This is a genomic window from Vibrio intestinalis, assembly GCF_025195085.2.
GTDB classification, from domain to species: Bacteria; Pseudomonadota; Gammaproteobacteria; order Enterobacterales; family Vibrionaceae; genus Vibrio; species Vibrio intestinalis.
In genome coordinates, this window is sequence record NZ_JANAVY020000014.1 from 79,540 (window position 1) to 104,676 (window position 25,137).

Annotated in this window: 22 protein-coding genes, 1 rRNA gene and 1 pseudogene; 14 read left to right on the forward strand and 10 right to left on the reverse strand. The window is 45.5% G+C overall.

Annotation, left to right across the window (positions count from 1 at the left end):
• Positions 1-80 precede the first annotated feature (80 nt).
• Positions 81-1,439 (reverse strand): glutathione-disulfide reductase, encoded by a 1,359-nt coding sequence (gene gorA / locus MU515_RS15920; protein WP_260261377.1) that lies wholly within the window; start codon positions 1,437-1,439, stop codon positions 81-83.
• Positions 1,440-1,644: 205 nt separating this feature from the next.
• Positions 1,645-2,484 carry a 23S rRNA (adenine(2030)-N(6))-methyltransferase RlmJ gene (locus MU515_RS15925; RefSeq protein WP_260261378.1) on the reverse strand — a complete coding sequence of 280 codons (840 nt, stop codon included), beginning with the start codon at positions 2,482-2,484 and terminating at the stop codon, positions 1,645-1,647.
• Positions 2,485-2,712: 228 nt separating this feature from the next.
• Here MU515_RS15925 and prlC point away from each other — a divergent pair, with 228 nt between their 5' ends.
• Positions 2,713-4,755, forward strand: coding sequence for an oligopeptidase A (gene prlC / locus MU515_RS15930; RefSeq protein WP_260261379.1), 2,043 nt, complete (start codon positions 2,713-2,715; stop codon positions 4,753-4,755).
• Positions 4,756-4,842: 87 nt separating this feature from the next.
• Here the strand turns inward: prlC and MU515_RS15935 are convergent, their stop codons facing one another.
• The 4 genes from MU515_RS15935 to MU515_RS15950 form a co-directional block, all read right to left on the reverse strand.
• A complete protein-coding gene (locus MU515_RS15935; RefSeq protein WP_260261380.1) occupies positions 4,843-5,301 on the reverse strand; it encodes a DoxX family protein in 459 nt (152 codons plus the stop codon).
• A 10-nt stretch (positions 5,302-5,311) separates the two neighbouring features.
• Entirely contained in the window at positions 5,312-6,109 is a 798-nt protein-coding gene (locus MU515_RS15940) for an HvfC/BufC N-terminal domain-containing protein (RefSeq protein WP_260261381.1), read from the reverse strand.
• The gene (bufB, locus tag MU515_RS15945) at positions 6,106-6,948 is read right to left on the reverse strand and encodes an MNIO family bufferin maturase (RefSeq protein WP_260261401.1); all 843 of its coding nucleotides are present in this window, start codon (positions 6,946-6,948) and stop codon (positions 6,106-6,108) included. Before bufB ends, MU515_RS15940 begins: the two co-directional genes overlap by 4 nt.
• A 111-nt stretch (positions 6,949-7,059) precedes the next feature.
• Complete coding sequence (locus MU515_RS15950; protein ID WP_260261382.1) at positions 7,060-7,320, reverse strand: BufA1 family periplasmic bufferin-type metallophore; 261 nt, start codon at positions 7,318-7,320, stop codon at positions 7,060-7,062.
• Positions 7,321-7,577: 257 nt separating this feature from the next.
• On the opposite strand from MU515_RS15950, the gene uvrD reads away from it, so the two are divergent.
• Both uvrD and MU515_RS15960 read left to right on the forward strand, forming a co-directional pair.
• Positions 7,578-9,752, forward strand: coding sequence for a DNA helicase II (uvrD, locus tag MU515_RS15955; protein ID WP_260261383.1), 2,175 nt, complete (start codon positions 7,578-7,580; stop codon positions 9,750-9,752).
• Between the two features lie 108 nt (positions 9,753-9,860).
• Positions 9,861-10,316 carry a GAF domain-containing protein gene (locus tag MU515_RS15960; RefSeq protein WP_260261384.1) on the forward strand — a complete coding sequence of 152 codons (456 nt, stop codon included), beginning with the start codon at positions 9,861-9,863 and terminating at the stop codon, positions 10,314-10,316.
• Positions 10,317-10,939: 623 nt separating this feature from the next.
• Here the strand turns inward: MU515_RS15960 and MU515_RS15965 are convergent.
• Together MU515_RS15965 and rarD are read right to left on the reverse strand one after the other, a co-directional pair.
• A complete protein-coding gene (locus tag MU515_RS15965) occupies positions 10,940-11,608 on the reverse strand; it encodes a LysE family translocator (RefSeq protein ID WP_260261385.1) in 669 nt (222 codons plus the stop codon).
• A gap of 3 nt (positions 11,609-11,611) precedes the next feature.
• Complete coding sequence (rarD, locus tag MU515_RS15970) at positions 11,612-12,523, reverse strand: EamA family transporter RarD (RefSeq protein WP_260261386.1); 912 nt, start codon at positions 12,521-12,523, stop codon at positions 11,612-11,614.
• Between the two features lie 156 nt (positions 12,524-12,679).
• On the opposite strand from rarD, the gene recQ reads away from it, so the two are divergent.
• The 3 genes from recQ to MU515_RS15985 all read left to right on the forward strand — a co-directional run bounded on the left by recQ (position 12,680) and on the right by MU515_RS15985 (position 15,719).
• Complete coding sequence (recQ, locus tag MU515_RS15975; protein ID WP_260261387.1) at positions 12,680-14,518, forward strand: ATP-dependent DNA helicase RecQ; 1,839 nt, start codon at positions 12,680-12,682, stop codon at positions 14,516-14,518.
• A gap of 27 nt (positions 14,519-14,545) precedes the next feature.
• Positions 14,546-14,854 (forward strand): DUF3630 family protein, encoded by a 309-nt coding sequence (locus MU515_RS15980; RefSeq protein ID WP_260261388.1) that lies wholly within the window; start codon positions 14,546-14,548, stop codon positions 14,852-14,854.
• Between the two features lie 193 nt (positions 14,855-15,047).
• Positions 15,048-15,719 carry a 7-cyano-7-deazaguanine/7-aminomethyl-7-deazaguanine transporter gene (locus MU515_RS15985; RefSeq protein ID WP_260261389.1) on the forward strand — a complete coding sequence of 224 codons (672 nt, stop codon included), beginning with the start codon at positions 15,048-15,050 and terminating at the stop codon, positions 15,717-15,719.
• An 83-nt stretch (positions 15,720-15,802) separates the two neighbouring features.
• On the opposite strand, the gene gppA is transcribed toward MU515_RS15985, so the two are convergent.
• Both gppA and rhlB read right to left on the reverse strand, forming a co-directional pair.
• Positions 15,803-17,293, reverse strand: coding sequence for a guanosine-5'-triphosphate,3'-diphosphate diphosphatase (gppA, locus tag MU515_RS15990; protein WP_260261390.1), 1,491 nt, complete (start codon positions 17,291-17,293; stop codon positions 15,803-15,805).
• Positions 17,294-17,300: 7 nt separating this feature from the next.
• On the reverse strand, positions 17,301-18,602 hold the full coding sequence (gene rhlB / locus MU515_RS15995) for an ATP-dependent RNA helicase RhlB (protein ID WP_260261391.1): 1,302 nt from the start codon (positions 18,600-18,602) through the stop codon (positions 17,301-17,303).
• A gap of 111 nt (positions 18,603-18,713) precedes the next feature.
• On the opposite strand from rhlB, the gene trxA reads away from it, so the two are divergent.
• The 8 genes and pseudogenes from trxA to MU515_RS16030 all read left to right on the forward strand — a co-directional run.
• Complete coding sequence (gene trxA / locus MU515_RS16000) at positions 18,714-19,040, forward strand: thioredoxin TrxA (RefSeq protein ID WP_260261392.1); 327 nt, start codon at positions 18,714-18,716, stop codon at positions 19,038-19,040.
• 203 nt (positions 19,041-19,243) lie between these two features.
• Positions 19,244-20,503, forward strand: a complete 1,260-nt coding sequence (rho, locus tag MU515_RS16005; RefSeq protein ID WP_005475035.1) for a transcription termination factor Rho — start codon at positions 19,244-19,246, stop codon at positions 20,501-20,503.
• Positions 20,504-20,603: 100 nt separating this feature from the next.
• On the forward strand, positions 20,604-21,599 hold the full coding sequence (locus MU515_RS16010) for a hypothetical protein (RefSeq protein WP_260261393.1): 996 nt from the start codon (positions 20,604-20,606) through the stop codon (positions 21,597-21,599).
• Between the two features lie 99 nt (positions 21,600-21,698).
• Positions 21,699-23,082: pseudogene (gene ubiD, locus MU515_RS16015) on the forward strand (4-hydroxy-3-polyprenylbenzoate decarboxylase); the annotation flags it as partial.
• Positions 23,083-23,141: 59 nt separating this feature from the next.
• Positions 23,142-23,555, forward strand: a complete 414-nt coding sequence (locus MU515_RS20085; RefSeq protein WP_432816158.1) for a UbiD family decarboxylase — start codon at positions 23,142-23,144, stop codon at positions 23,553-23,555.
• Positions 23,555-23,821, forward strand: a complete 267-nt coding sequence (locus tag MU515_RS16020; protein WP_285892471.1) for a 2Fe-2S iron-sulfur cluster-binding protein — start codon at positions 23,555-23,557, stop codon at positions 23,819-23,821. The genes MU515_RS20085 and MU515_RS16020 overlap by 1 nt, the downstream gene beginning before the upstream one ends.
• 14 nt (positions 23,822-23,835) lie before the next feature.
• Positions 23,836-24,549: an NAD(P)H-flavin reductase gene (fre, locus tag MU515_RS16025; protein ID WP_260261395.1), complete on the forward strand. Its 714-nt coding sequence runs from the start codon at positions 23,836-23,838 to the stop codon at positions 24,547-24,549.
• Between the two features lie 507 nt (positions 24,550-25,056).
• Positions 25,057-25,137: ribosomal RNA gene (locus MU515_RS16030) — 16S ribosomal RNA — on the forward strand; the annotation flags it as partial.

Below are 25,137 nucleotides of genomic sequence, written 5' to 3' on the forward strand. Positions count from 1 at the left end.
ACCACTGACCATACATACAGTATGGTCAGTCCGTAATTATTTTCCAGATTTATTTATGTGTGTAAGATGTTTTTCCTACACTAACCTGTCATGGTAACGAATTCTTCGCTGCCCGTTGGGTGAATGGCAACGACAGAGTCGAAATCTGCTTTAGTTGCGCCCATCTTCATTGCGACGCCGAAACCTTGGATCATTTCATCAACGGTAAAGCCGATGCCATGTAGGCCAACCACGGTTTCTTCTTCACCGGCACAAACAAGTTTCATCTTACATGGTTGACGGTGCTTGGTTACCGCTGTGTACATCGCCGTAAAGCCAGAGGTGTACACTTTCACGTTCTCTTTGCCGTACTTCTCTTCTGCTTCTTGAGTCGTTAGACCAATAGTACCAATTGGTGGGTGGCTAAATACTACGGTTGGAACTAGATCGTAGTCCATCTTCGCATTGGTTTTGCCATTAAATAGACGCTCAGAAAGCTGACGACCTGCTTTAACCGCGACAGGTGTTAGTTCGATACCGCCTTCCATGATGTCACCAACACAGTAGATGCCTTTCACATTAGTTTGTTGGTATTCATCGACTTTGATGTAGCCGCGATCGTTAGTTGCAACGCCTGTTGAAGCAAGGTTGATTGCATCGGTTGCTGGGTGACGACCGATCGCCCAAATTAGGGTATCAACGTTTTGGCTTTCACCGTTTTCTAGGTGAAGAGTCAGGCTACCATCGGCTTCTTTTACGACTTCTTTTGGTACAGAGTGAGTATGTAGTGTTGGGCCTTCAGCATTCATTACTTCGACTAGCGTTTCAATGATCATTGGGTCAAAGCTACGTAGTGGTGACTCTTTACGGCAGAATAGGTGCGTTTCTGTACCTAGTGCGTGAAGTACACCTGCGATCTCAACTGCGATATAACCTGCACCAATAACCGCGACGCGTTTTGGCTGTTCATTAAGATCAAAGAAGCCATTTGAATCGATGCCGTATTCAGCGCCTGGAATGTTTGGAATCGTCGGGCGGCCACCAACAGCAATTAGGATGTGATCGGCAGTGTAATGCTCGCCATTAACTTCAACGGTTTTTTCGTCAACGAATTTAGCAAAACCTTTGATTACGTTTACTTTGTTGTTGCCAAGTACGCGGTCATAAGATTGGTGGATACGGCCAATGTACGCTTGACGGCTTTCAACCAGTTTCGCCCAATCAAAACCTTTTACATCTACATCGAAGCCGTAGTCTTCTGCGTAAAGGTTCATCGCTTCTGCTACTTGGGCGCCATGCCACATTACTTTCTTAGGTACACAACCTACGTTTACACAGGTGCCGCCAAGGTCTTGAGCTTCAATGAGCGCTACTTTTGCGCCGTACATTGCCGCGCGGTTTGCTGATGCGATGCCGCCTGAGCCGCCACCGATACAGATGTAATCAAAATGAGTCGCCATTACTTTCTCCAATTATTGTTAGGGGAGGTGAAGAGCTTTGTTACTCTTTCCTCAAGCTCCCTGCTTAATTTGTTTGGTTAATATCCTATATGGAGGATGGAGAGGTTGAACACAATCCATCCTTACTAAATTTCTGGGTTAGCTCTCGCTTTATGATTGATCTATTCAGCTAACCCTAAAGGTCTGTTTTGGTCAGATCCGATTTTTACTCTGGAACAATCCACTCTACTTTGAAGTGACCGGTTGCTGGTGCAATCGCTTCTTTCAAGAACGGTAGAATTTCATTCATTTGGCTTTCTAGCTTCCACGGCGGGTTAATGACAATCATGCCTGATGCGGTCATACCACGCTCATTGGTATCAGCCGATACGCCAAGTTCAATTTGTAGAATCTTACGAATGCCAAGGCCCTCTAAGCCTTCAATCATATCTTCGATATCACAGCGGTTAACCACTGGGTACCAAATCGCGTAAATACCGGTTGCCCAACGCTTATGGCTTTGCCAAATCGCTTGTACAACATCACGGTACTCTTTAGCCAGCTCATACGGCGGGTCAATCAACACTAGGCCACGACGCTCTTGCGGCGGTAGGCTCGCTTTGAGTCGCTTAAAGCCGTCTTCTTGGTAGATGCTGACTTGGCGATCGCGGTGGAACTCTTGCTCCAGTAACGGATGGTCACTTGGGTGTAGCTCTGTCAGTACCATACGGTCTTGTTGACGGATTTGCGCACGCGCTACACGCGGTGAGCCTGGGTAGTAACGCAATTTTTCGCCATTGTTTAAAGTTTTGATCGCTTCAATGTAGCTGCTAATTTCTTCTGGCAAATCAGCGTGGTTCCAAATTCGCTCAATACCTTGTTTGTATTCGCCAGTTTTCTCAGACCATTCGTGAGTTAAATCGTAACGACCCACACCAGAGTGGGTATCGTGATAAACAAAAGGCTTATCTTTTTGCTTGAGTGAATCAAGGATAAGGCTTTGAACAATATGCTTTAATACATCGGCATGGTTGCCGGCGTGAAAACTGTGGCGGTAACTAAGCAAGGGAACTCTCTCGAAATGGCTTTATTAGCCATAATCAAATCAAAAACAGATAAGGGTGATTATATACCCAAACGGCTTTCGGTTGATGCCAATTTGTTATGGATAATTCATGTTTGATTACAAGCCTACTATTGAAAATCGCTTGGCTTACCTATATTTAGTAAAGACGTGACAAATAAATAAAAGACGAACTCGTCAGTTTGCTGACCTCAAAAAAAGGAATGCTTTATGTCTAATCCACTTCTTACCTTTACGGACTTACCACCGTTTTCGCAAATTAAACCAGAGCACATTAAGCCTGCAGTCGAGCAAGCGATTAACGAATGCCGTGACAAAATTGAGCAAGTGCTAGAAGGCAACACTCAACCAAGTTGGGATAATCTAGTCGCGCCAATTGAAGAGGTGGATGATCGCTTAAGCCGCATTTGGTCACCTATCGGCCATATGAACTCGGTAGTGAACAGTGATGAGTTGCGTGAAGCTTATGAAAGCTGTTTGCCTCTGCTTTCTGAGTACGGCACTTGGGTTGGTCAGCACAAAGGCTTATTTGATGCATACAAAGCAATTAAAGCCAGTGACGAGTTTGCACAGCTAAACCAAGCGCAGCAGAAAACCATCACAGATGCGCTGCGTGATTTTGAATTGTCAGGCATCGGCTTACCAGCTGAAGATCAGCGTCGTTATGGCGAAATCAGCAAGCGTATGTCAGAGCTAAGCTCGCAATTTTCAAACAATGTATTAGACGCCACTATGGGTTGGACGAAGCAAGTTACTGACGAAGCGCAGCTTGCGGGTATGCCTGAATCAGCACTAGCGGCGGCGAAAGCGGCTGCAGAAGCGAAAGAGCTTGATGGCTACCTACTCACGTTAGATATCCCATCTTACCTACCAGTAATGACTTACTGTGATAACCAAGAGCTGCGTAAAGAACTGTATGAAGCGTACGTTACGCGCGCGTCCGATCGTGGCCCAAATGCGGGCAAATGGGATAACTCAGAAATCATCGCAGAGAAGCTAAAACTGCGTCATGAAATCGCTCGTATGCTTGGTTTTAATACTTACAGCGAAAAGTCGCTTGCAACTAAGATGGCAGAAAACCCATCTCAAGTGCTTGGTTTCTTAAATGACTTAGCGACTAAAGCAAAACCACAAGGTGAGCGAGAAGTTGAAGAGCTACGCCAGTTTGCTAGCAAAGAGTTTGGTGTAGACGAACTCAACCTTTGGGACATCGCTTACTACAGCGAAAAGCAGAAACAGCATCTGTTCCAAATCTCGGATGAAGAGCTACGTCCTTACTTCCCTGAATCAAAAGCGGTCAGTGGCCTATTTGAAGTGCTAAACCGTGTCTTTGGTATGCGAGTTGAAGAGCGTCAAGGTATCGATACATGGCATGAGTCAGTACGTTTTTTCGATATTTTCGATGGTGATAACACACTACGCGGCAGCTTCTACTTAGATCTATACGCTCGTGAGCACAAACGTGGCGGCGCATGGATGGATGATTGTCGTGGTCGTCGAGTTACATTGTCTGGCGATCTGCAAACACCAGTGGCATACCTAACTTGTAACTTCAACAAGCCTGTGGGTGATAAGCCAGCACTGTTTACGCATGATGAAGTTGTGACACTATTCCACGAGTTTGGCCATGGTATCCACCACATGTTGACTCAAGTAGACGCAGGTGCGGTTGCGGGTATCAGTGGTGTGCCTTGGGATGCAGTTGAATTACCAAGTCAGTTCCTAGAAAACTGGTGTTGGGAAGAGCAAGCTCTGGCGTTTATTTCTGGTCACTATGAGACGGGTGAAGCGTTACCAAAAGAGATGCTAGATAAGATGCTAGCAGCGAAGAACTTCCAATCTGCGATGTTTATTCTGCGTCAGCTAGAGTTCGGTTTGTTTGATTTCACTCTACACACGGAATACGACCCAGAAGTTGGCCCTCGTGTGTTAGAGACACTAGCGGAAGTAAAATCAAAAGTGGCCGTGCTGCCAAGCCTTGAGTGGAACCGTTTCTCTCACAGCTTTAGCCATATCTTTGCAGGTGGTTACAGCGCAGGTTATTACAGCTACCTATGGGCAGAAGTGCTTTCGGCTGATGCTTACTCTCGCTTTGAAGAAGAAGGCATCTTCAACAAAGAGACTGGCCTAAGTTTCCTTAATAACATCCTTGAGATGGGTGGCAGTGAAGAGCCGATGGAGCTATTTAAGCGCTTCCGTGGTCGAGAGCCACAAATTGATGCGTTGCTGCGTCATGCCGGCATTAGTGCTTAATTGATTGAAAATGAATAAATAAAGCCTTCCAGTGGAAGGCTTTATTTTTATGTTTCTTTTGAATATGAATCTGTTTATAGCAACGACTTAAGACAGCTTAGAACGAATCAACTTATCGATTGAGATAGGCCCAGCGCCCCAAACAACCACAATCAAGATCATTAATCCCCATAGCTGGTGGTCGTAGAAACCTTGCTCCCAAAGCACAGGGTAAGAGACCACGGCAATAATATTGAATACAAATAAGATCGCGGCCATCGGGCGAGTTAGTAACCCAAGCGCTAAGAACACTGGCAGAATCAGCTCTGCAGTTGTGCCCATGTAAGCAGCAAGTTCCCAGGGTAATAGCGGCACTTGGTATTCCAGTTCAAACAGATAAAGTGTGCTATCCCATGAAGCAATCTTCACTAGCCCTGAGTTAAAGAACACCCAGGCGACCCATAAGCGGCAAAATAGCAGTAATAAAGGGACGAATCCGCATTGCAGTTTTCCCACTAAGGCGTCATAGCTTTGAACCAGTGGATGTGATGTGTGAGATTCAGACATAGCGCTCTCCTTAGTGGTGATGTTCATTCATGGTGAGTCCCGCGACAATACCCAGCTCAATCACTTGATTGAGTTCAGAGAGTAAGTCAGGTGGGATTTCCCCAAGTGTTTTCTGTTGTTGTAATTGTTCGATGAGTTGAAAAGCCTCTTTTGAAAGTTCGAGGCTCCATGGACTGCCATCGATATGGCATGCCACTAATCCTTGTTCAGGCTGATGGATGTCGAGGCCATCAAATTCACCACTAGATATCGCCGCTTGTAGTGAATAGACCGCGAAGTGACTGCTAAATAGCTGCACATCGGGGCGTAAATGGAAGCGTATTTCCCCATGATGAGAGGAATCAATGTTGGCTAAGTGTGCTAACGGAATCAGTCCATCAGCGCTGTGTACTGAAAATCGTTGTTGGCTGACATCGCACGCCCATTCAAACTTGGCCACTTCAACGCAATAGGGCGCCGCTTCAATCACCGCCTCAAACTGCTGTAAAGTTTGTTCAAAATGTTCACCGTAATAAGTGACATTGCCTTCAGTGAGAGGATGGCTTAACACATGTTGACGCGCGACTTGGTTAAAGCACTCTTCACCAACCAAGGCATGTAGCATTGGGTAGGTGGCTTCTAACACTTCACTCAAGCTAATGATGAAGTTGTTGCGATAAATCTGCATGCGCTCATCCGCGCTAAATTGGTCACTGATAATGTGGCAATCTTCTCCCTTCGCTTGATAGTGCAACGCCTTGGCAAATTGATTTTGTAGTTGGCGCAGGGAGATAGAACCATCAGCGTTATTCACATCAGAACGACTCATAGCGCCACCTTTAAGCCTGATTGGGTCTGCTCTAAATCAAACAAGCGTTGACTGGCTTTACTGGCTTCTGCGAGCAGTACATCCGGTTGTGGGATGTCTAAATCCCATTCGATTAAAGTGTGTCTTACGCCATTTTCTGATACCCATTTCTCATAAAGTTGCCAAACGTCGTCACTGACTGGGCGGCTGTGGGTATCAATCCAGATTTCACCTTTATCGAGATGTTTGATAGTAAAACCTGCCAAATGAATTTCATCGACAGCAGCGGCAGGTACACCCGCTAAAAAGGTTTCGCTACTGAATCCATGATTGAAAGCGGATACATGCACGTTATTAAAATCGAGCAGTAAGCGGCATTCAGTGCGTTGATGTACTTCGGCTAAAAAATCCCACTCAGAAATGGTTGAGTGTTGGTATTTCACGTAGCTGGATGGGTTCTCAATCAGCAGTGGTCGCTTGAGCGCGTCTTGTACCTGAACCACGTTACGACAAAATACATCCAATGCTTCTTCGGTATAGGGCAATGGTAGTAAGTCATTAAAGTGATGGCCGCCATTTTCACTCCAACTGAGATGATCCGAGACCAAAATAGGTTCTACTTCATCAACCAACTGCTTGAGCTGTTGAATATGGGCTGGATTGATAGGGTCAACACTACCCAGTGATAAACCAATCCCGTGACAGCTGAGCTGATAGTCTTCGCGAATCTTATGCAGTTGTTGTCGAGAGGGTGCGTTGGGTTGGAAGTAGTTTTCGCTGTGAATTTCTAACCAAGTTAATTGCGCAGGCTCAGTCAAAAAGAAGTCCATATGCGGGGAGCGTAAACCTACTCCAACCATTGAGTGTTGGGCAGCTGACGTCACGATAAAATCCTTGTTGTAGTTTTAGAAATTAAGGTGTGCTAGTTGAGCGTTAGCACACCTCTCTTTATCGATTGGTTGTGGTGTAGATTAAGAAGAGCTCGTGCTACCACCAGTAAGCTTGCCACATAGTCCTTTAGGAACGACTACGAAAGCATCTGATTGGTTATCTTCTTTTGAAGTACCGGCACAAGAGCTGGTTTTAGTCGCACAGTCATTTTTGCCGGCTTTTGCTACGCCATAGCATTTTTCTTTTTCCGCAGCGACAGCTGGAGCTGCTGTGAGCATGGTGCCACCTAGAGCAACAAGACCTGTAATAGCAGCAGTAACGGCAAGATTAGACTTTTTCATAGTAATTTCCTCTGGCTGATTTCCTTTGTTTTAAATTCGCAAGCTAATCATCAACTTGCTTACATAAAAGGATAGGAAAGCCGCAGAAAAACTTTCAGGAAATTTCTGAAATGTACAAAAATGATAATAAATTGTTATCTAATTGATTGATCTTTAAGCGCTAAAAAAGTTAGAAATTTTTCTATTTTTTCTTCTGATTTCGGTTGGTTGTTTAGGTTATAATCACCTTTTATGTATAAATAACCAGTAGCTTAGTCATGATGGATCCTTCCTTACTTCTTGACGGTTTGAACGATAAACAGCGTGAAGCCGTAGCAGCACCACTTGAAAACTTACTTGTACTCGCCGGTGCGGGTAGTGGTAAAACCCGAGTGTTGGTTCATCGTATTGCATGGCTAATGTCGGTTGAGCAAGCATCACCGTTCTCAATCATGTCAGTGACCTTTACCAATAAGGCCGCAGCTGAGATGCGTGGGCGTATTGAAGAGTTAATGATGGGCAGTGCGTCAGGGATGTGGAATGGTACTTTCCACGGCATTTGCCATCGTATTCTGCGCGCACATTATCTCGACGCTAAGCTACCGGAAGATTTTCAAATCATCGATTCAGATGACCAACAGCGCTTGTTGAAGCGCCTGATTAAAGCGCAAAACCTAGATGAAAAGCAGTGGCCTGCACGTCAGGTTTGCTGGTGGATTAACGGTAAAAAGGATGAAGGCTTACGCCCGAATCATATCGATGCGTACCACGATCCAGTGACTAAGACTTACCTACAGCTATACAGTGCCTATCAAGAAGCATGTGACCGTGCGGGCTTGGTCGACTTTGCGGAAATCTTACTGCGTGCTCATGAATTACTGCGTGACAAAGCAGCCATTCGAGAGCACTACCAAGCGCGTTTTAAGCATATTTTGGTCGACGAATTCCAAGATACCAACAACATCCAATATGCATGGTTGCGTATGATGGCTGGCCCACAATCCAATGTGATGATCGTCGGTGATGATGACCAATCGATCTATGGCTGGCGTGGCGCGAAAATCGAGAACATTGAGAAATTCACTCAAGAGTTCCCGAGCGTAAACACCATTCGTTTGGAGCAAAATTACCGCTCGACCAAAACCATCCTTGAAGCGTCTAACACATTAATCGCTAATAACACTGAGCGTATGGGTAAAGAGCTTTGGACAGATGGCGCAGAAGGTGAGCCGATTTCAATTTACTCCGCTTATAACGAGTTAGATGAAGCGCGCTTTGCGGTTGGTAAAATTAAAGAGTGGCAAGAAAAAGGCGGCGCATTGAATGACGCGGCCATGCTTTATCGTAACAACGCCCAATCCCGTGTATTAGAAGAAGCGTTATTACAAGCGGGTTTACCCTACCGAATATACGGCGGTATGCGATTCTTCGAACGCCAAGAAATCCGTGATGCGCTTGGTTATCTGCGTTTGATGAACAACCGAGATAACGATGCTGCATTTGAACGAGTGGTGAATACCCCTACGCGTGGCCTTGGTGACAAAACATTAGAAACGGTACGTTTTGCTGCTCGTGATCGTGGTTGCACCCTATGGGAAGCCAGTGTGTCATTGATTGATGAAAAAGTACTGACTGGCCGAGCGGCTGGCGCATTAAGTCGCTTTATCGAACTAATTAATGCGCTGGAAGACGACACCTGTGAAATGTCTTTGCATGAGCAAACTGACCATACGATTAAGTATTCTGGTCTGTTTGCTATGTATGAACAAGAGAAAGGCGAAAAGTCTAAGGCTCGTATTGAGAACTTGGAAGAACTGGTTACCGCGACGCGCCAATTTGAAAAGCCAGAAGAAGCTGAAGAGCTGACTGAGCTGACTGCATTCTTAACCCACGCGGCATTAGAAGCGGGTGAAGGCCAAGCGGATGAGTTTGAAGATGCGGTGCAACTTATGACGCTGCATAGTGCGAAAGGTTTGGAGTTCCCACTGGTATTCATGGTAGGCGTTGAAGAAGGCATGTTCCCAAGCCAGATGTCTGCGGAAGAAGCTGGACGCTTAGAAGAAGAGCGTCGCCTTTGCTACGTGGGCATGACTCGTGCGATGGAAAAGCTCTACATCACGTATGCGGAAATGCGCCGTTTGTATGGTCAAGATAAGTATCACAAGCCATCGCGCTTTATTCGTGAATTGCCAGAAGGCTGCTTGGATGAAGTGCGCATGAAAGCGCAAGTGAGCCGCCCTGCAAGCAGTGGTCGCTTTAGCCAAACGGTCGTGAAAGAGAGCTTCAATGAAACTGGCTTTAGTTTAGGTGCGCGTGTTACACACCCTAAATTTGGCGAAGGTACCATTATTAACTTTGAAGGCAGTGGCCCGCAAAGCCGTGTGCAAGTGGCGTTTAATGGTGAAGGTATCAAGTGGCTTGTCACAGCTTACGCTAAGTTAGAGAAGATTTAATGACACTTTTTCGTGCGGTGCTCACGCTCTGAATAAAATGCACTTGTATGCATAGTGTTTGATTACCAAGATTGGGGATGTGAATTGTTTGAACAAGGAGCATCCCCAATGCCATTTAAGCAGTTAGAGCAATACCAATCATCCCTTATCGCTGAGCTTGAAGAGATCGCTCAGCAGTACCATCTTCACTCTTTATTGATTATGCAGTCGACGCCAGACAGCATGATTGTATTCGCCGCTAACCAACAACCGATTTACTCTGCGGGTGATTCAGGGCCTAAAAGTGTTCAGCAAGGTTGCCATGAGTTGTATTGCGAACGTGTAGTCAATACCGAGAAAGCTTTGTTAGTTGCAGATGCGGCAGTCGATGATGAGTGGCGCGGCAACGAAGATTTAGTGAAATTTGGCTTGGGCGTCTATTACGGATTACCGATTGTTCACCGTGGTAAACCGATAGGCACAGTATGTGCGCTTAATGACAAGCCGTTTGATTTTGCTAACGGTGAGCCGAGTGCGATTGAAAGAATTGATGAGCTTAGACAGACCATAGAACAGTACTTGTAAGCCAATAAAGAAAAACCCCGAGGGCTTGCGCCCATCGGGGTTATAGTCTTACTCGCAGCAATCCGGCTACTAAAAGTGCTCCATGCATCAAATCCATGATAGTGTGCTGTAGTCCTTCAGCGTATTCCTTTCGTCGCCGTCCTAGCGGTGTCCTTGACCTTATCCTGGTCTGCTAACAATCCTCGTTAGCTCTCATCACTTGTTCCCTGAGCGGTGTCCATTGCATCTTCCTGATGCTAAGTCCTTGCCTCGTCCAGAGGTGTCCATTTCCCATCCTTAGTAGCAACCATCCTAGTCACTATTGCGTCCGTTCAATGTCCAATTTGCTATCCGTGCCGATCATTCATCCTGAATAACCGTATCTTCATCCTGAAGATTACCTAATCCGTGGTAATTTCCTGTTCCGTGTCAGTATCCTTCCGACAAGGTTTATATTACGGTTTTCTCGGCGCAGAACAATGAAGGTAAACGATTTCTTTTAGCTAAAAAGTGACTAAAAATCCACCTGGTCATTTAAAATCAATGACTTAAATTGTTTGCCTTGCTTTAGTCTGATCAAGAATGCGATATATCCTTAGCCTCTTGTAAGAGATCTCTCACAAGAGGTTGGGGCGATCAGCGATCTATGCAGCCAATAGCATTAAATAGATTGCGGATATAGATTGCCAGAGAATGATGCTGCCGATAGAGATAAACATCACTCCACATAGCCCATCTATATAAATGGCGGCTTGTTGCAACTTTCGTTGTAAGCGTTGGCTAGACAATAGCCACGCCAATAAGGCGAACCAAACAAAAGAGAGAAACCACAAAATAAACAGTGCCGCGCCTTTACCTGCAAGGGACATGGTCGAAGGTACAAGGCTCGACATCAAGCTAACGAAAAACACCAACGCCTTTGGATTAAGAATGTTGGTAGCGAATCCGCGTGAGAAAGCTTGCCTTTTATTGGTCAGTAATAAATTGGCTTTTTTACCATCGACCGAGCCGCCTTTGCGGCTACGCCAAACGCCGATTAGTGCCATCGCGCCTAAATAAAACAGATAGCTACCGCCAAGTAATTGCAGTGCAGAGTACAGCTCTGGTTGCTGATGAACCAAATAGCTGACTCCAGTCAGGCTGAGTATCGAGTGCAGCAAAATCCCACAAGATAAGCCCAGTGCGATGTAAAGGCCAGTTTGTCTGCCGTAGCGAGTGGCATTTTGTACCACTAGAGCAAAATCAGGCCCCGGGCTCATGAGAGCAACCCAATGCACGGTCGCTAAAGTCAGTAATATGGTTAGTTCATTCATGGCTTATGACTGCGTTTTTAACTTCTTATTTTTACGATTGTTGTTGAGGCCATCGATGCTGAATACCATCAAAGCGCCCCAGATAAAGGCGAAGGTAATCGCTTTATCAACCGTGAAGGCTTCGCCGTAAACCAGCACCGCGAGTAAGAACATCAAACTTGGGCCAATGTATTGGAAGAAGCCTAAAGTAGACAGTTTCAAGCGAGTAGCGGCTCCAGTAAAGCAAAGCAGTGGCAAAGTGGTAATTACGCCAGCGGCAATCAACAACAGATTTAAAGTCATTGGATTTTGGCTCATGTTCGCCGTTGGCGAATCCGCAATCCACAATAAGTAAATGGCAGCTGCTGGTAACAAGGTAAGTGTTTCTACAAATAAGCCGGTTTGTGCATCGACACTGACCTTTTTACGCATCAGGCCATAGATACCAAAGGTAGATGCAAGCGCTATAGCAACAATAGGCACAGAGCCAAACGCAATTAACTGCACCAATACCCCGCCTGCGGCCAACGTTACCGCTAGCCACTGCATTTTTCTTAATCTTTCCCCTAAGAAAATCATCCCGAGTAAGACGTTAACTAAAGGGTTGATGTAGTAACCTAAACTGGCATCTAACATATGATCAGAGTTAACCGCCCAGATAAAGGTTAACCAGTTGGAACCAACCAATACCGAGGTAGTAAGCAGAAAGGCTAGCTTGCGTTTATCGAGCAGCACATCACGCACGTTTCGCCAATGGCGACCGACATGAATTAAAAGCGCTAACAGAAAGAATGACCAGACAACCCTATGGCTTAGGATTTCGAGAGCTGGAACGGCACCAAGCGATTTGAAATATATAGGGGCAATGCCCCACATGGTGTATGCACCAATTGCAAACAGCACACCTTGGCGCGATCTTTGTTGTTCATCAGACATACAAGACCACTGTGTTTATAATTTTATTCGGATTGGTCAGTATACGAGCGGGCTGAGAATTCACCTAGTAATTTGCAGTTTTATTCACCACCATTCCCCTCTACAATGTGCCTCTCTAAGGTGAACCACCGCTAGCATTGAGTAATTGAGCCCTACATGACATCGACACTTTTAGCCCAGACCGAATCGCAGCCAACAAACACGCCACAAAGTGTGTTGGAGCAGGTTTTCGGCTACCAAACATTCCGTAGTGGGCAACAAGAAGTGATTGATGCAGCGATTGAAGGCCAAGATAGCTTAGTCATCATGCCAACCGGTGGGGGCAAATCGCTTTGTTATCAGATCCCTGCTCTGGTTTTAGATGGCTTAACCTTGGTGATCTCACCGTTGATTTCTTTGATGAAAGACCAAGTCGATCAGCTAAAAGCCAATGGTGTAGCGGCGGAATGCATTAACTCAACCATGTCGCGTGAAGAGCTTATCTCGGTTTATAACCGTATGAACTCAGGTGTGCTTAAGTTGGTGTATGTCTCGCCAGAACGAGTATTGATGCGAGATTTCATCGAGCGTCTGCATAGTTTGCCATTAAGTATGATCGCAGTAGATGAAGCGCACTGTATTTCTCAGTGGGGACACGATTTCCGTCCAGAATATGCGGCGTTAGGCCAACTGAAACAGCAATTCTCTCATGTGCCTTTTATGGCGCTGACGGCCACCGCCGATGATGCAACGCGTAAAGACATTACCAGTCGTCTGCAATTGGTCGAACCGCATATCTATTTAGGCAGTTTTGACCGTCCGAATATTCGCTATACCTTGCTAGAAAAGCATAAGCCAGTGTCGCAAATCATCCGTTACCTTGATACGCAGAAAGGTAACTGCGGCATTATCTACTGTGGTAGCCGTAAGAAAGTCGAAATGCTGACGGAAAAACTGTGCAACAACCACATTCGAGCGGCTGGCTATCACGCGGGTATGGATGCCGATGAACGAGCCTATGTGCAAGAAGCTTTTCAACGTGATGATCTGCAAATCGTCGTAGCGACTGTGGCGTTTGGTATGGGGATTAACAAACCTAACGTGCGGTTTGTGGTGCACTTTGATATCCCGCGTAACATCGAATCATACTACCAAGAAACGGGCAGAGCAGGGCGAGATGGCTTACCAGCCGAAGCCGTAATGCTTTATGACCCAGCCGATATTAGTTGGCTACGTCGTATGTTGGATGAAAAAGACGATGGCCCACAAAAGCAAGTGGAAAGCCATAAGCTCAATGCGATGAGTGCATTTGCTGAGGCACAAACTTGTCGTCGCCAGGTATTACTGAATTACTTTGGTGAATACCGTGAAGAGAAGTGTGGCAACTGCGATATTTGTTTAGATCCGCCCAAGCACTTTGATGCCACCGAAGAAGCGCAAAAAGCCCTTTCATGTGTGTATCGAGTTAACCAAGGTTTTGGTATTGGTTATGTAGTGGAAGTGATGCGTGGCATGCAAAACATTCGCGTGCGAGAGAATGGCCACGATAAACTCTCTACTTATGGTATTGGCCGCGATCATAGCCACGATTACTGGGTGAGCATCTTCCGTCAATTGATTCACAAGGGCATGTTATTCCAAAACATCACGCGTAACTCAACGCTTCAGCTTACTGAAGAAGCAAGGCCATTGCTGCGTGGCGAAATGTCACTAGAGCTTGCTGTGCCACGTTTAGACACCGCAGCTCGCGCTGCGAAATCAGATAAGCTATCGAGTAAAAACTACGATAAGAAGCTGTTTGCTAAGCTACGTAAATTGCGTAAATCCATCGCCGATGAAGATGGTTTACCGCCTTATGTTGTGTTCAGTGATGCTACCTTGATTGATATGGCGGAAATTCTACCAACCTCTTATGGTGAGATGCTCGCCGTGAGTGGTGTTGGCCAACGTAAGCTAGAGAAATACGCGGATCCATTCTTAGATTTGATTCAAGAGCACATTACCCATCACGGCTAAAGTACCCAGCATACAAAGGTGAAGTAAATGGAATTTGGTTTAATTGAGTATCAAGCCGAGCAAGGTCGACTTATCATTCGCACCCCGCAATGTGATTTTGATGACTTCCCGCAATTAGGCCTACGTTTGGTACAAGCTTTACCGGCTAAGATTATTGAGAAGCAGTGTGATGCCGATATTCACTCGTGGTTGATTGACTTTGAAGAGTGTCAGTTGTTTCTCAAAGCGGAGCACTACAGCGAAAGTGTTTGGTTTGAATCGCTTGCCGGAATGGATAGCCAACAAGAATTAGATTATCTCGCCAGCGTGTTCGAAAAAGGCTTCGATTTGCCATAAAGACCTTTCAAGTTTTCCTTTTATAGAACTACTTGCGGCGGTAATTGGTTAATGTATAATCGCCCACTTCTTTTATAGAGCGTAAATTCTATTTTTTAACATTGTTGGTAAGAGTTCACTTCATTGGCTTAGTGCTATTGAGTTGATTCGATTTGGGTTCCCTCACCCCCAAACCAAACTAAAAAGGTATCGCATGAGTAACTTTACCCCTGCGCAGCAGCGCAACGCCCTTTTCTATTTGGTGCTTTTCCACCTTATTATTATTGCTTCAAGCAACTACTTGGTACAACTTCCCTTTACCATCATGGGTTTGCACACCACTTGGGGCGCATTCACTTTTCCATTTATCTTCCTAGCGACTGATTTAACGGTACGTATTTTTGGTGCTCAATTAGCACGTAAGATCATCTTCTTGGTGATGTTGCCAGCATTGGCTGTGTCGTACTTACTGTCGGTGATTTTCTTCGAAGGCCAATACCAAGGCTTGGCACATTTAGGCGAGTTCAACTTGTTCGTCGCACGTATTGCGATTGCGAGCTTCATGGCTTACTTGCTTGGTCAGATTCTGGATGTGCAAGTGTTTAACCGTCTACGTCAAATGAAACAGTGGTGGGTAGCACCAACCTGTTCGACGTTGTTTGGTAATGCATTAGATACACTGGCATTCTTTGCTATCGCGTTCTACCAAAGCCCAGATCCATTCATGGCTGAGCACTGGACGGAAATCGCATTGGTTGATTACGGTTTCAAATTGGTGATCAGCTTAGGCCTGTTTGTGCCTATGTACGGTGTGCTTCTTAACTACATCATTAAGAAAATCACAGCCGTTAATCCAGACTTTAAAGCTGTTGGCGCAGCAAACTAATCGGTTTGTCTAAACTAGACGCACAAAAGAAAGCCCGCTCAGATTTGAGCGGGCTTTTTGTTTCTTGCTAACCAAGAGAGGCGTTAGTTTGCTTCAATTGTTAACGGCCAACCAATATCACTTTGGCGGTTAGCTTCGATTTCTAGCTCGGCCGCGGTAAGCGGGTTGTTAGCCAGCCACTTTGCTGAGATGGCTAATGTCAGTTTGTCACCATTCGAGCTTAAACTGATCTCAGGTTCTAACTCTGGGTTACGACGGTGGGTTAGTAATACCGCTAAACGTAGCAGGCGAAGTACTCGTTTGCCGCTTGTACCTGATAGAGCGTGTTGCTCTGGTAATGAGCTTAGTTGCTCTCGGTAGCGACGTGCTATCTCACCTAAGAAGTGTTTTTGCGCTCGTGTGAAGCCCGGTAAATCCAGATGCTGAAGCAGGTAAGCGCTGTGCTCCCCCCCTTTTTTGAAATCGATAGTTAGGCCGATTTCATGTAGCTTGGCTGCGCTATCGAGCATCACTGCACCTTGCGCTTCCGTAATCCAGTCTTGTTCACATTGAGACAGCAGACGCTGGGCAAGGGTTGCAACTTGATTAGCGTAAGCCACATCGAGTTGGTAACGGTTTTGCACGCTAGTGATAGTGCGAGCGCGAATGTCGCTTTGCTTTAAGTCATCGACCATGTCGTACACCAAGCCTTCACGTAGTGCGCCGCCAGCTAAGGTCATAGAGTCGATTTCTAGCAGTTCAAAAATAGCAATCAGAATAGACAAACCACTTGGGAACACTAATGCGCGCTCAAGGGTTAGGCCTTCAATTTCTAGTTCTTCAAGATGATCCGCTAGCATCGCCTGTTTTTGCAAACGCTTTAGTTTGGCATGGGTAATCACTTCATCCATACCTTGCGCGAGCATGATTTCTTGCAGCGCTTGAACGGTGCCCGAAGCGCCCACACACACATCCCAACCAATATCGGTGTATTGCTTAAGAATGGGTTGCAGCGTTTGCTTGGCTGCTTCAATCGCGTTGTTGAAGTTGGTGATGGTCAATTGGCGATCTTTAAAGTGGCGTTCAAGCCAAGTAACACAACCCATCTTAAGGCTGGTCAGTGCTTTAGGCTCAAAACCTTCGCCAATAATGAGCTCTGTACTGGCGCCGCCAATATCAACCACTAAACGACGGCCACTGCCACCGGAAGTGTGAGCAACACCTTTATAGATAGTGGCAGCTTCTTCTTCACCAGAAATGACTTCAATCTCATGGCCAAGAATTTGATTCGCCTTATTTAGGAAAACATCCACATTGATCGCAGTACGCAGCGTTGCAGTACCAACGATGCGAATGTTTTCCTTCGGGATATCTTGCAGTCGCTCTGCAAATAGACTCAAGCAGTCCCAGCCCCGTTGCATGGCTTCTTGGCTCAACGCGTTGTTTTCGTCTAAACCAGCGGCAAGACGAACCTTGCGTTTGATTTTCGCCATGGTTTGAACGCTGCCATCAATGTGACGCACAACGAGCATGTGAAAACTGTTCGACCCGAGGTCGATAGCAGCGTAAAGCGGAGATGAAACGGCTTGACTCATAGACGACTTAAGAATCCTTTTGTTGACGTTGACGAGAACGGTTGTGTGGTCTGCGGTTGTTATTGCGAGAACCACCAGTGTTCGTGCGACGTTGTTGGTTATTACGTGAACGTAGACGAACAGGTGCAGGCAGATCTTGGATCAGAGCTGACGAATCGTAGTCTGATACAGGGATTGCGTGCTCAATGTACTCTTCAATACCAGGCAAGTTAATCGCGTATTGCTCACAAGCGAAACTGATCGAGTGACCACTTGCACCAGCACGGCCAGTACGACCAATACGGTGTACATAGTCTTCGCAGTCGTCAGGTAAGTCGTAGTTAAATACGTGCGTTACTTGTGGGATGTGTAAGCCACGCGCTGCAACGTCAGTTGCCACTAGGATGTCTACTTCACCACGAGTGAATTGGTCAAGAATACGCTCACGTTTCTTCTGTGGAACATCACCTGTTAATAGACCAACGCGGTGTTTGTCTGCAGCTAGGTGACCCCAAATCGACTCACACATATGTTTTGTGTTAGCAAAAATGATGGCGCGATCTGGCCAATCTTCTTCGATAAGCGTCTGTAGCAGCGCCATTTTGTCATCGTTAGAAGGGTAGAACAGTTCTTCCTGAATACGGTGACCTGTCTTTTGCTCTGGCTCAACAACAACTGGCTCTGGCTCGTTCATGTGTTCGAAAGCCAACTCTTGTACACGGTACGAAAGCGTTGCAGAGAACAACATGTTCAAACGCTCGTTTGGTGCTGGCATGCGACGGAACAAGAAACGGATGTCTTTAATAAAGCCAAGATCAAACATACGGTCAGCTTCATCCAGAACCACAACTTGAATGTGGTTAAGGTTGAAAACCTTCTGTTTGTGGAAGTCGATAATACGGCCAGTAGTACCAATTAAGATATCTACGCCTTTTTCCAACTTCGCTACCTGCTTATCGTAGCTCTCGCCACCGTAAGCTAAAGCGGCTTTCAGACCTGTGCTGGCAATCAAAGGTTCAGCATCATTGTAAATCTGAATCGCTAACTCACGCGTAGGTGCCATAATAATAGCGCGCGGTTGAGTTGGCTTACGACCTTCGTGTTCAGGAGTGGTCAATAAGTGGTTAAAAGTAGCAGTAAGGAACGCTAATGTCTTACCTGTACCCGTTTGGGCCTGGCCTGCAATGTCTCGGCCGGTGAGCATAACCGGCAGCGCCTTGGCTTGGATCGGGGTACAATATTCGAACCCTTTTTGCTCCAAACCCTTTGTAACTTGGGGGTGTAACCCCAAATCGGCGAACTTTTGCTCTGTGATGTGCGTCTTTTTCATTGCTATAGAATATCAGCTTAGGCTTGCAATACGAAAGTAAATACATTCCAATAGAGCATCTTAATACTGGTTATCATCCAACCAGTTCTGAAAAACACAGTGGAGTGGAAGATGAGTGATAAGATTTTGCAGCTAACTGATGACGGTTTTGAAAACGATGTAATCAACGCTGCAGGCCCGGTTCTTGTTGATTTTTGGGCAGAGTGGTGTGGTCCTTGTAAGATGATTGCTCCTATTCTTGACGAAATCGCAGAAGAATACGAAGGCAAGCTCACTATCGGTAAACTGAATATCGACCAAAACGCAGGTACACCACCTAAGTTTGGCATCCGTGGTATTCCAACGCTGCTTCTATTTAAAGATGGTAGCGTAGCAGCAACTAAAGTTGGTGCGTTGTCTAAAACTCAACTAAAAGAGTTTTTGGACGCCAACCTGTAAAACTCGCTGTCAGATAAAGCCGTGCATTTTAACCAATGCACGGTTTTGTTTTTGAACGGCAACAAAAGATAGACTAGGCTACTATTTAGTGCTAATTTATCGCACGTTAATTAAACAGTATTCTCTTCTTGGTCGATCCTGTGACCAAATCCATCTTAACTAAAAAAACAGATCCTATTTTGACTAAACAAGTATCTACTACCATGAATCTTACAGAATTGAAGAACAGACCTGTGTCTGATCTTGTTAAACTTGGCGAAAGCTTGGGCCTTGAAAACCTAGCTCGTCTAAGAAAGCAAGACATCATCTTCGCCATCCTTAAAGCTCACGCGAAAAGCGGTGAAGACATCTTTGGTGACGGTGTTCTAGAAATTCTTCAAGACGGCTTCGGTTTCTTACGTAGTGCAGACAGCTCTTACCTTGCTGGCCCAGACGATATTTATGTATCTCCAAGTCAAATCCGTCGTTTTAACCTACGTACGGGTGACTCAATTGCCGGTAAAATTCGTCCGCCTAAAGATGGCGAACGTTACTTTGCTCTACTTAAAGTCAATACAGTTAATGATGACAAGCCAGATAACGCGCGTAACAAGATTTTATTTGAGAACTTGACGCCACTGCACGCAAACGAGCGTATGGTGATGGAGCGTGGTAACGGTTCGACTGAAGATATTACAGCGCGTGTACTAGACCTTGCTTCACCAATTGGTAAAGGTCAACGTGGTCTGATTGTTGCTCCGCCAAAAGCGGGTAAGACAATGCTGCTGCAAAACATCGCGCAAAGCATCGCTTATAACCACCCTGAATGTGAACTAATGGTACTTCTAATCGACGAACGTCCAGAAGAAGTAACTGAGATGCAACGCCTAGTTAAAGGTGAAGTAGTGGCATCAACGTTTGATGAGCCAGCATCTCGCCACGTTCAAGTAGCAGAAATGGTTATCGAAAAAGCGAAGCGCCTAGTAGAACACAAGAAAGACGTAGTTATCCTGCTTGACTCGATCACTCGTCTAGCGCGTGCATACAACACCGTAGTACCTTCATCAGGTAAAGTACTAACTGGTGGTGTAGATGCAAACGCACTACATCGTCCGAAGCGTTTCTTCGGTGCGGCTCGTAACGTAGAAGAGGGCGGTAGCCTAACTATCCTAGCAACAGCACTGGTTGATACTGGTTCTAAGATGGATGAAGTTATCTACGAAGAGTTTAAAGGTACAGGTAACATGGAAATCCACCTGAACCGTAAGATCGCAGAGAAACGTGTATTCCCAGCTATCGACTTCAACCGCAGCGGTACTCGCCGTGAAGAGCTTCTTACTAAGAACGATGAGTTACAGAAGATGTGGATTCTACGTAAGATTGTTCACCCAATGGGCGAAATCGATGCGATGGAATTCCTAATCGATAAATTGGCAATGACCAAGACTAACGATGAATTCTTTGATGCAATGCGTCGTCAGTAATTGAATTAGCTTAAAAGCGCCACCGACTTCGGTGGCGTTTTTATTTGCATTCTAAAAGTGATCGCTTCACAATGGATGCAAATGTTACAAGGAGGTTAACATGCAACAAGGAATGTTGTCGTCGGTTCTCCTATCTGCGTTTTTGATATTAGGAGCACCAAGCGTCTCTGCAACAGAGATGCAGCCCGAGCGCGCTGAGCAATGGTTACAGAGTGAATCAATGCACAGCAAAGTTGCCGAGCTTCTAGAGTATGTCGTAGAAGACAATATCGATTCTCTTAACTTTTCTTTAGAGCGCCTCGCGCTGCCACAACAAGAAGTTGTGCGCTTTCTATTGCTGCAAAAGCTTGAACAACAAAATGTCATCCTTACCCCTAAGATGGCGATGTTTGTTGAAGAGCAACGCGCTAAAGTTCCTACCTATCAAGTTTTAGAACGTGGTGATGGCTACGAATTCAGTGTGCCTGCGTTTGATTACCCTGCTATTGCCAGTCGATTACTGAAACGCTGGAAGCAAGACCAAGCCACACTAGATTTTGTTATGCAAGCGGAGCGCAAAGAGCTGCTACTGAAAGATTGGCTTAAGGGCACAGATTACCAAGTTCAGGCCAGAGAAAAGCTGTTAGTCAGAGAGCTAGATAGTTTATCCCCAGAGGCTTTGCAGTTTTTGACCGGACAATTTACCAAGCAAGGCGTGGTGAGTTGGTTACCAAGTAAGGCGGTTGTGGTGCGGCTTGCTCAAGTCAGTGAAGACCCAGAGATGTACCATTTGTTGTGGCGCATGAAAGCCGATCAACACAGCAAGCGTGAGCTGAATCGTTTGGCTAGTGTCGGCGACGAGTTTGCTGCTCAGCAATTGATGGATGCGGTCGCGAATCCCAACTTAAAGCAGACTGCGCTGAAAGAGCTAACGCGTATTAAGCCAATGAGTGCCGAAGTGCGTGAATTTTTGGTTGCGCGAATGTCTAGCAGTGATGAAGTTGATTTCATCGCACGTCAGTTAGCGGATCAGGGATATTCCTCTTGGTTACGAGAGCTCGCTAACACTGATAAAAGTGTTAAACGTCAGGCCATTCTTTCTGTGGTCGGTAACTAAAAGAGTCAAGCTTGCCTGAATATCCTCACATAAAACAGGGATCGGAGATCCCTGTTTGTTTGATATACTGCCTGTAGATTAATCAACGACCAGAGTGCTATGAGTTTTAAGGATCTGCGCGATTTTATCGGCCAGCTAGAGCAGCAAGGCAAGTTGAAACGCATTACTCACCCTATTGACCCTCATTATGAAATGACAGAGATCAGCGACCGGACACTGCGTGCTGGCGGGCCTGCTTTGTTGTTTGAAAATCCAATTGGTTATGACTATCCAGTTCTGACTAACTTGTTTGGTACACCAGAGCGTGTAGCGATGGGGATGGGAAGGCAGCAAGTCAAAGAACTGAGAGAAGTAGGTAAGTTACTGGCTTACTTAAAAGAGCCAGAGCCACCAAAAGGTTTCAAAGACGCTCTAGATAAGTTGCCTGTATTTAAGCAAGTGCTCAACATGCCAGCTAAGCGACTTCGCAAAGCGCCCTGTCAGGAAATTATCTGGCAAGGTGATCAAGTTGACCTTGATAAAATACCAGTGATGAGTTGTTGGCAAGATGATATCGCACCTTTGCTTACTTGGGGTTTGACGGTAACCAAAGGGCCAAACAAGAAACGCCAAAACCTTGGTATTTACCGCCAGCAAAAGATAGCGAAAAATAAAATCATAATGCGCTGGCTCGCTCACCGCGGCGGCGCGCTCGATTTAAGAGATTGGATGGAAACCCACCCAGGTGAACCATTCCCAGTATCTGTTGCATTTGGTGCTGATCCGGCGACCATATTAGGAGCGGTGACGCCTGTACCAGATACTCTATCTGAATATGCATTTGCTGGTTTGCTGCGTGGTAGTAAAACTCAAGTGGTGAAATCGGTTAGCAATGATCTCGAAGTGCCAGCCAGCGCTGAAATAGTTATGGAAGGCTTTATCGATCCGAATGAGTTCGCTGATGAAGGGCCATATGGCGATCACACTGGTTACTACAACGAGAAAGAAAAGCACCACGTCTTTACCATCACTCACATTACTATGCGTAAAGACCCAATTTATCACAGTACTTATACCGGTCGTCCACCAGATGAACCCGCTGTGTTGGGTGTCGCGCTAAATGAAGTGTTCGTGCCTATTTTGCAAAAGCAATTCCCAGAGATTGAAGATTTCTACTTACCGCCAGAAGGTTGTTCATACCGAATGGCGGTAGTCACGCTGAAGAAGCAATACCCAGGTCATGCCAAACGAGTAATGATGGGGGTATGGTCTTTCTTGCGACAATTCATGTACACCAAGTTTGTTGTAGTGTGTGATGAGTCCGTCAATGCAAGAGATTGGGGCGAAGTGGTTGGTGCAATGACGCGTCATATGGATCCGGTTAAAGATACTTTGATGATTGAGAGTACGCCAATTGACTCTTTGGACTTTGCCTCTCCAGTGGCTGGGTTAGGCTCGAAAATGGGACTGGATGCGACCAAAAAGTGGGATGCAGAGCTCCAACTCGCAGGCACTAAGCCATCTAAATCGCCACTACTTAATCTTGAAGAGTACGCATACGCTATTCAGCAGCGTCACCCAGAAATCAAGCAACTGCATTTCCCAGCAGGTGCCGTAGCAGGACAAATGGCCATTGTTAATATCGATAAGCAGCAAGCCGGTCAAGGTGAGCAAATCATGCACTCAATTTGGTCCTATTTGTCAGAACAATCGGATCTCAAGTTCATCATAGTTTGTGATGATGATGTCGATGTCACCGATTGGAATGATGTAATCTGGGCAATTACTACTCGTATGGATCCTAGCCGAGATACCGTTATGCTCAAGGCCACCCAACAGCAGAGCAGCCGAATTGGTTTAGATGCAACGAATAAGTTACCAGAAGAAATCACACGGGAGTGGGGTACTCCTATTAAGAAAGATCCTGAGTTAGTAGCCAAAATTGACGACTTATGGTCAAAACTTGGAATTGAATAATGCCCAAGGTAAGGTTACTGCCAAGTAACATAGAGTTTGAAGTCCTATCAGGACAAACCGTGCTGCAAGCTGCGCTCAACAATAATATAGGCTTGCCGCATCGGTGTCAGGTAGGTGCATGTGCCATGTGTATGTGTAAAAAAGTATCGGGCGAAGTCATCTACGACTTAGAACCAATGCTTACAGAGAAAGAACAACAACAAGGCTGGATGTTTCCATGCCTAGCTTATATAGAAAGTAATTTAGTGCTTACTTTGGACGAGTAAGCGAGAGGAACACTATGAGTATCCAATGTAAAGTAAAGTCGATAGAGCCTTTAGCTTGTAATACATTCCGCATTCTACTTCACCCTGAATCGCCAGTAGCCTTTAAAGCAGGCCAATATTTGATGGTAGTAATGGGAGAGAAAGATAAACGACCTTTTTCCATCGCAAGTAGCCCTTGTCGCCATGAAGGTGAGTTAGAACTACACATTGGTGCAGCTGAGCATAACGCTTACGCATTAGAAGTCGTTGAAACAATGAAAGCGGCACTGGAAACAGGTGGTGATGTTACGATTGACGCACCTCACGGCGATGCGTGGATTCAAGAAGAGAGTGAACGACCTCTATTACTTATCGCTGGCGGTACAGGTTTTAGTTACGTGCGTTCAATCTTGGATCATTGTGTCGCGCAACAAAAACAAAACCCTATCTATCTATACTGGGGTGCGCGTGATAACTGTCAGCTGTATGCGAAGGATGAACTAGAGCAAATTGCTGCGAAATACCATAACGTACAGTTTGTACCTGTAGTAGAAGAAGCGCCAGAAGATTGGGCTGGTAAAACGGGTAATGTATTAGAAGCCGTATCAGGAGACTTCGAATCACTAGAGCAATATGACATCTATATAGCAGGTCGTTTTGAAATGGCCGGTGCTGCTCGTGAACAATTTACTCAAAATAAACAGGCAAGAAGTGACAGAATGTTCGCTGATGCCTATGCTTTTATCTAGTAATAGCGAAGTTCAATGGTAAAGAAGAGGGCAAAATGCCCTCTTTTTCGCCTCTTTGATGGTAATTTCAACGAAAGGGCAGTTTTTTCAATTTTTTTTGCAAAAAGGCTTGCCAATGAAATCCAACTCCCTATAATGCGCTTCCACTGACACGGCAGACGCCACAAGGCTTCAGCGATGAGTCAGTAAGACGTAAGCAACAATTTGGCATTGAGTTTCGAATTAAAAAGAAATTCAAAAAAACTTCAAAAAAGTGTTTGACACTGAAGTCTGAATCGCTAAAATGCACGTCCGCTTTGAGAGAAAGCTTCTCGAAAAGCAAAGCTCTTTAACAATATAAACCTATCAATCTGTGTGGGCACTCGTTGATGATAATCCAATTAGATAGCTTAGCTATCAAATTAGGTTTCAATGAAACGAAGTGACCATTGAATCGAAAGATTCAGCACAGTCAATTCAAACATTACTTATGTAATGTTCAGTATTCATTGAGCCGAACAAAATCTTAAATTGAAGAGTTTGATCATGGCTCAGATTGAACGCTGGCGGCAGGCCTAACACATGCAAGTCGAGCGGAAACGAGTTAAC

Coding starts and splice junctions, on each gene's coding strand:
- gorA (WP_260261377.1), bottom strand. CDS start 1,439: ATGGCGACTCATTTTGATTACATCTGTATCGGTGGCGGCTCAGGCGGC.
- prlC (WP_260261379.1), top strand. CDS start 2,713: ATGTCTAATCCACTTCTTACCTTTACGGACTTACCACCGTTTTCGCAA.
- MU515_RS15935 (WP_260261380.1), bottom strand. CDS start 5,301: ATGTCTGAATCTCACACATCACATCCACTGGTTCAAAGCTATGACGCC.
- MU515_RS15940 (WP_260261381.1), bottom strand. CDS start 6,109: ATGAGTCGTTCTGATGTGAATAACGCTGATGGTTCTATCTCCCTGCGC.
- bufB (WP_260261401.1), bottom strand. CDS start 6,948: ATGGTTGGAGTAGGTTTACGCTCCCCGCATATGGACTTCTTTTTGACT.
- MU515_RS15950 (WP_260261382.1), bottom strand. CDS start 7,320: ATGAAAAAGTCTAATCTTGCCGTTACTGCTGCTATTACAGGTCTTGTT.
- uvrD (WP_260261383.1), top strand. CDS start 7,578: ATGATGGATCCTTCCTTACTTCTTGACGGTTTGAACGATAAACAGCGT.
- MU515_RS15960 (WP_260261384.1), top strand. CDS start 9,861: ATGCCATTTAAGCAGTTAGAGCAATACCAATCATCCCTTATCGCTGAG.
- MU515_RS15965 (WP_260261385.1), bottom strand. CDS start 11,608: ATGAATGAACTAACCATATTACTGACTTTAGCGACCGTGCATTGGGTT.
- rarD (WP_260261386.1), bottom strand. CDS start 12,523: ATGTCTGATGAACAACAAAGATCGCGCCAAGGTGTGCTGTTTGCAATT.
- recQ (WP_260261387.1), top strand. CDS start 12,680: ATGACATCGACACTTTTAGCCCAGACCGAATCGCAGCCAACAAACACG.
- MU515_RS15980 (WP_260261388.1), top strand. CDS start 14,546: ATGGAATTTGGTTTAATTGAGTATCAAGCCGAGCAAGGTCGACTTATC.
- MU515_RS15985 (WP_260261389.1), top strand. CDS start 15,048: ATGAGTAACTTTACCCCTGCGCAGCAGCGCAACGCCCTTTTCTATTTG.
- gppA (WP_260261390.1), bottom strand. CDS start 17,293: ATGAGTCAAGCCGTTTCATCTCCGCTTTACGCTGCTATCGACCTCGGG.
- rhlB (WP_260261391.1), bottom strand. CDS start 18,602: ATGAAAAAGACGCACATCACAGAGCAAAAGTTCGCCGATTTGGGGTTA.
- trxA (WP_260261392.1), top strand. CDS start 18,714: ATGAGTGATAAGATTTTGCAGCTAACTGATGACGGTTTTGAAAACGAT.
- rho (WP_005475035.1), top strand. CDS start 19,244: ATGAATCTTACAGAATTGAAGAACAGACCTGTGTCTGATCTTGTTAAA.
- MU515_RS16010 (WP_260261393.1), top strand. CDS start 20,604: ATGCAACAAGGAATGTTGTCGTCGGTTCTCCTATCTGCGTTTTTGATA.
- MU515_RS16020 (WP_285892471.1), top strand. CDS start 23,555: ATGCCCAAGGTAAGGTTACTGCCAAGTAACATAGAGTTTGAAGTCCTA.
- fre (WP_260261395.1), top strand. CDS start 23,836: ATGAGTATCCAATGTAAAGTAAAGTCGATAGAGCCTTTAGCTTGTAAT.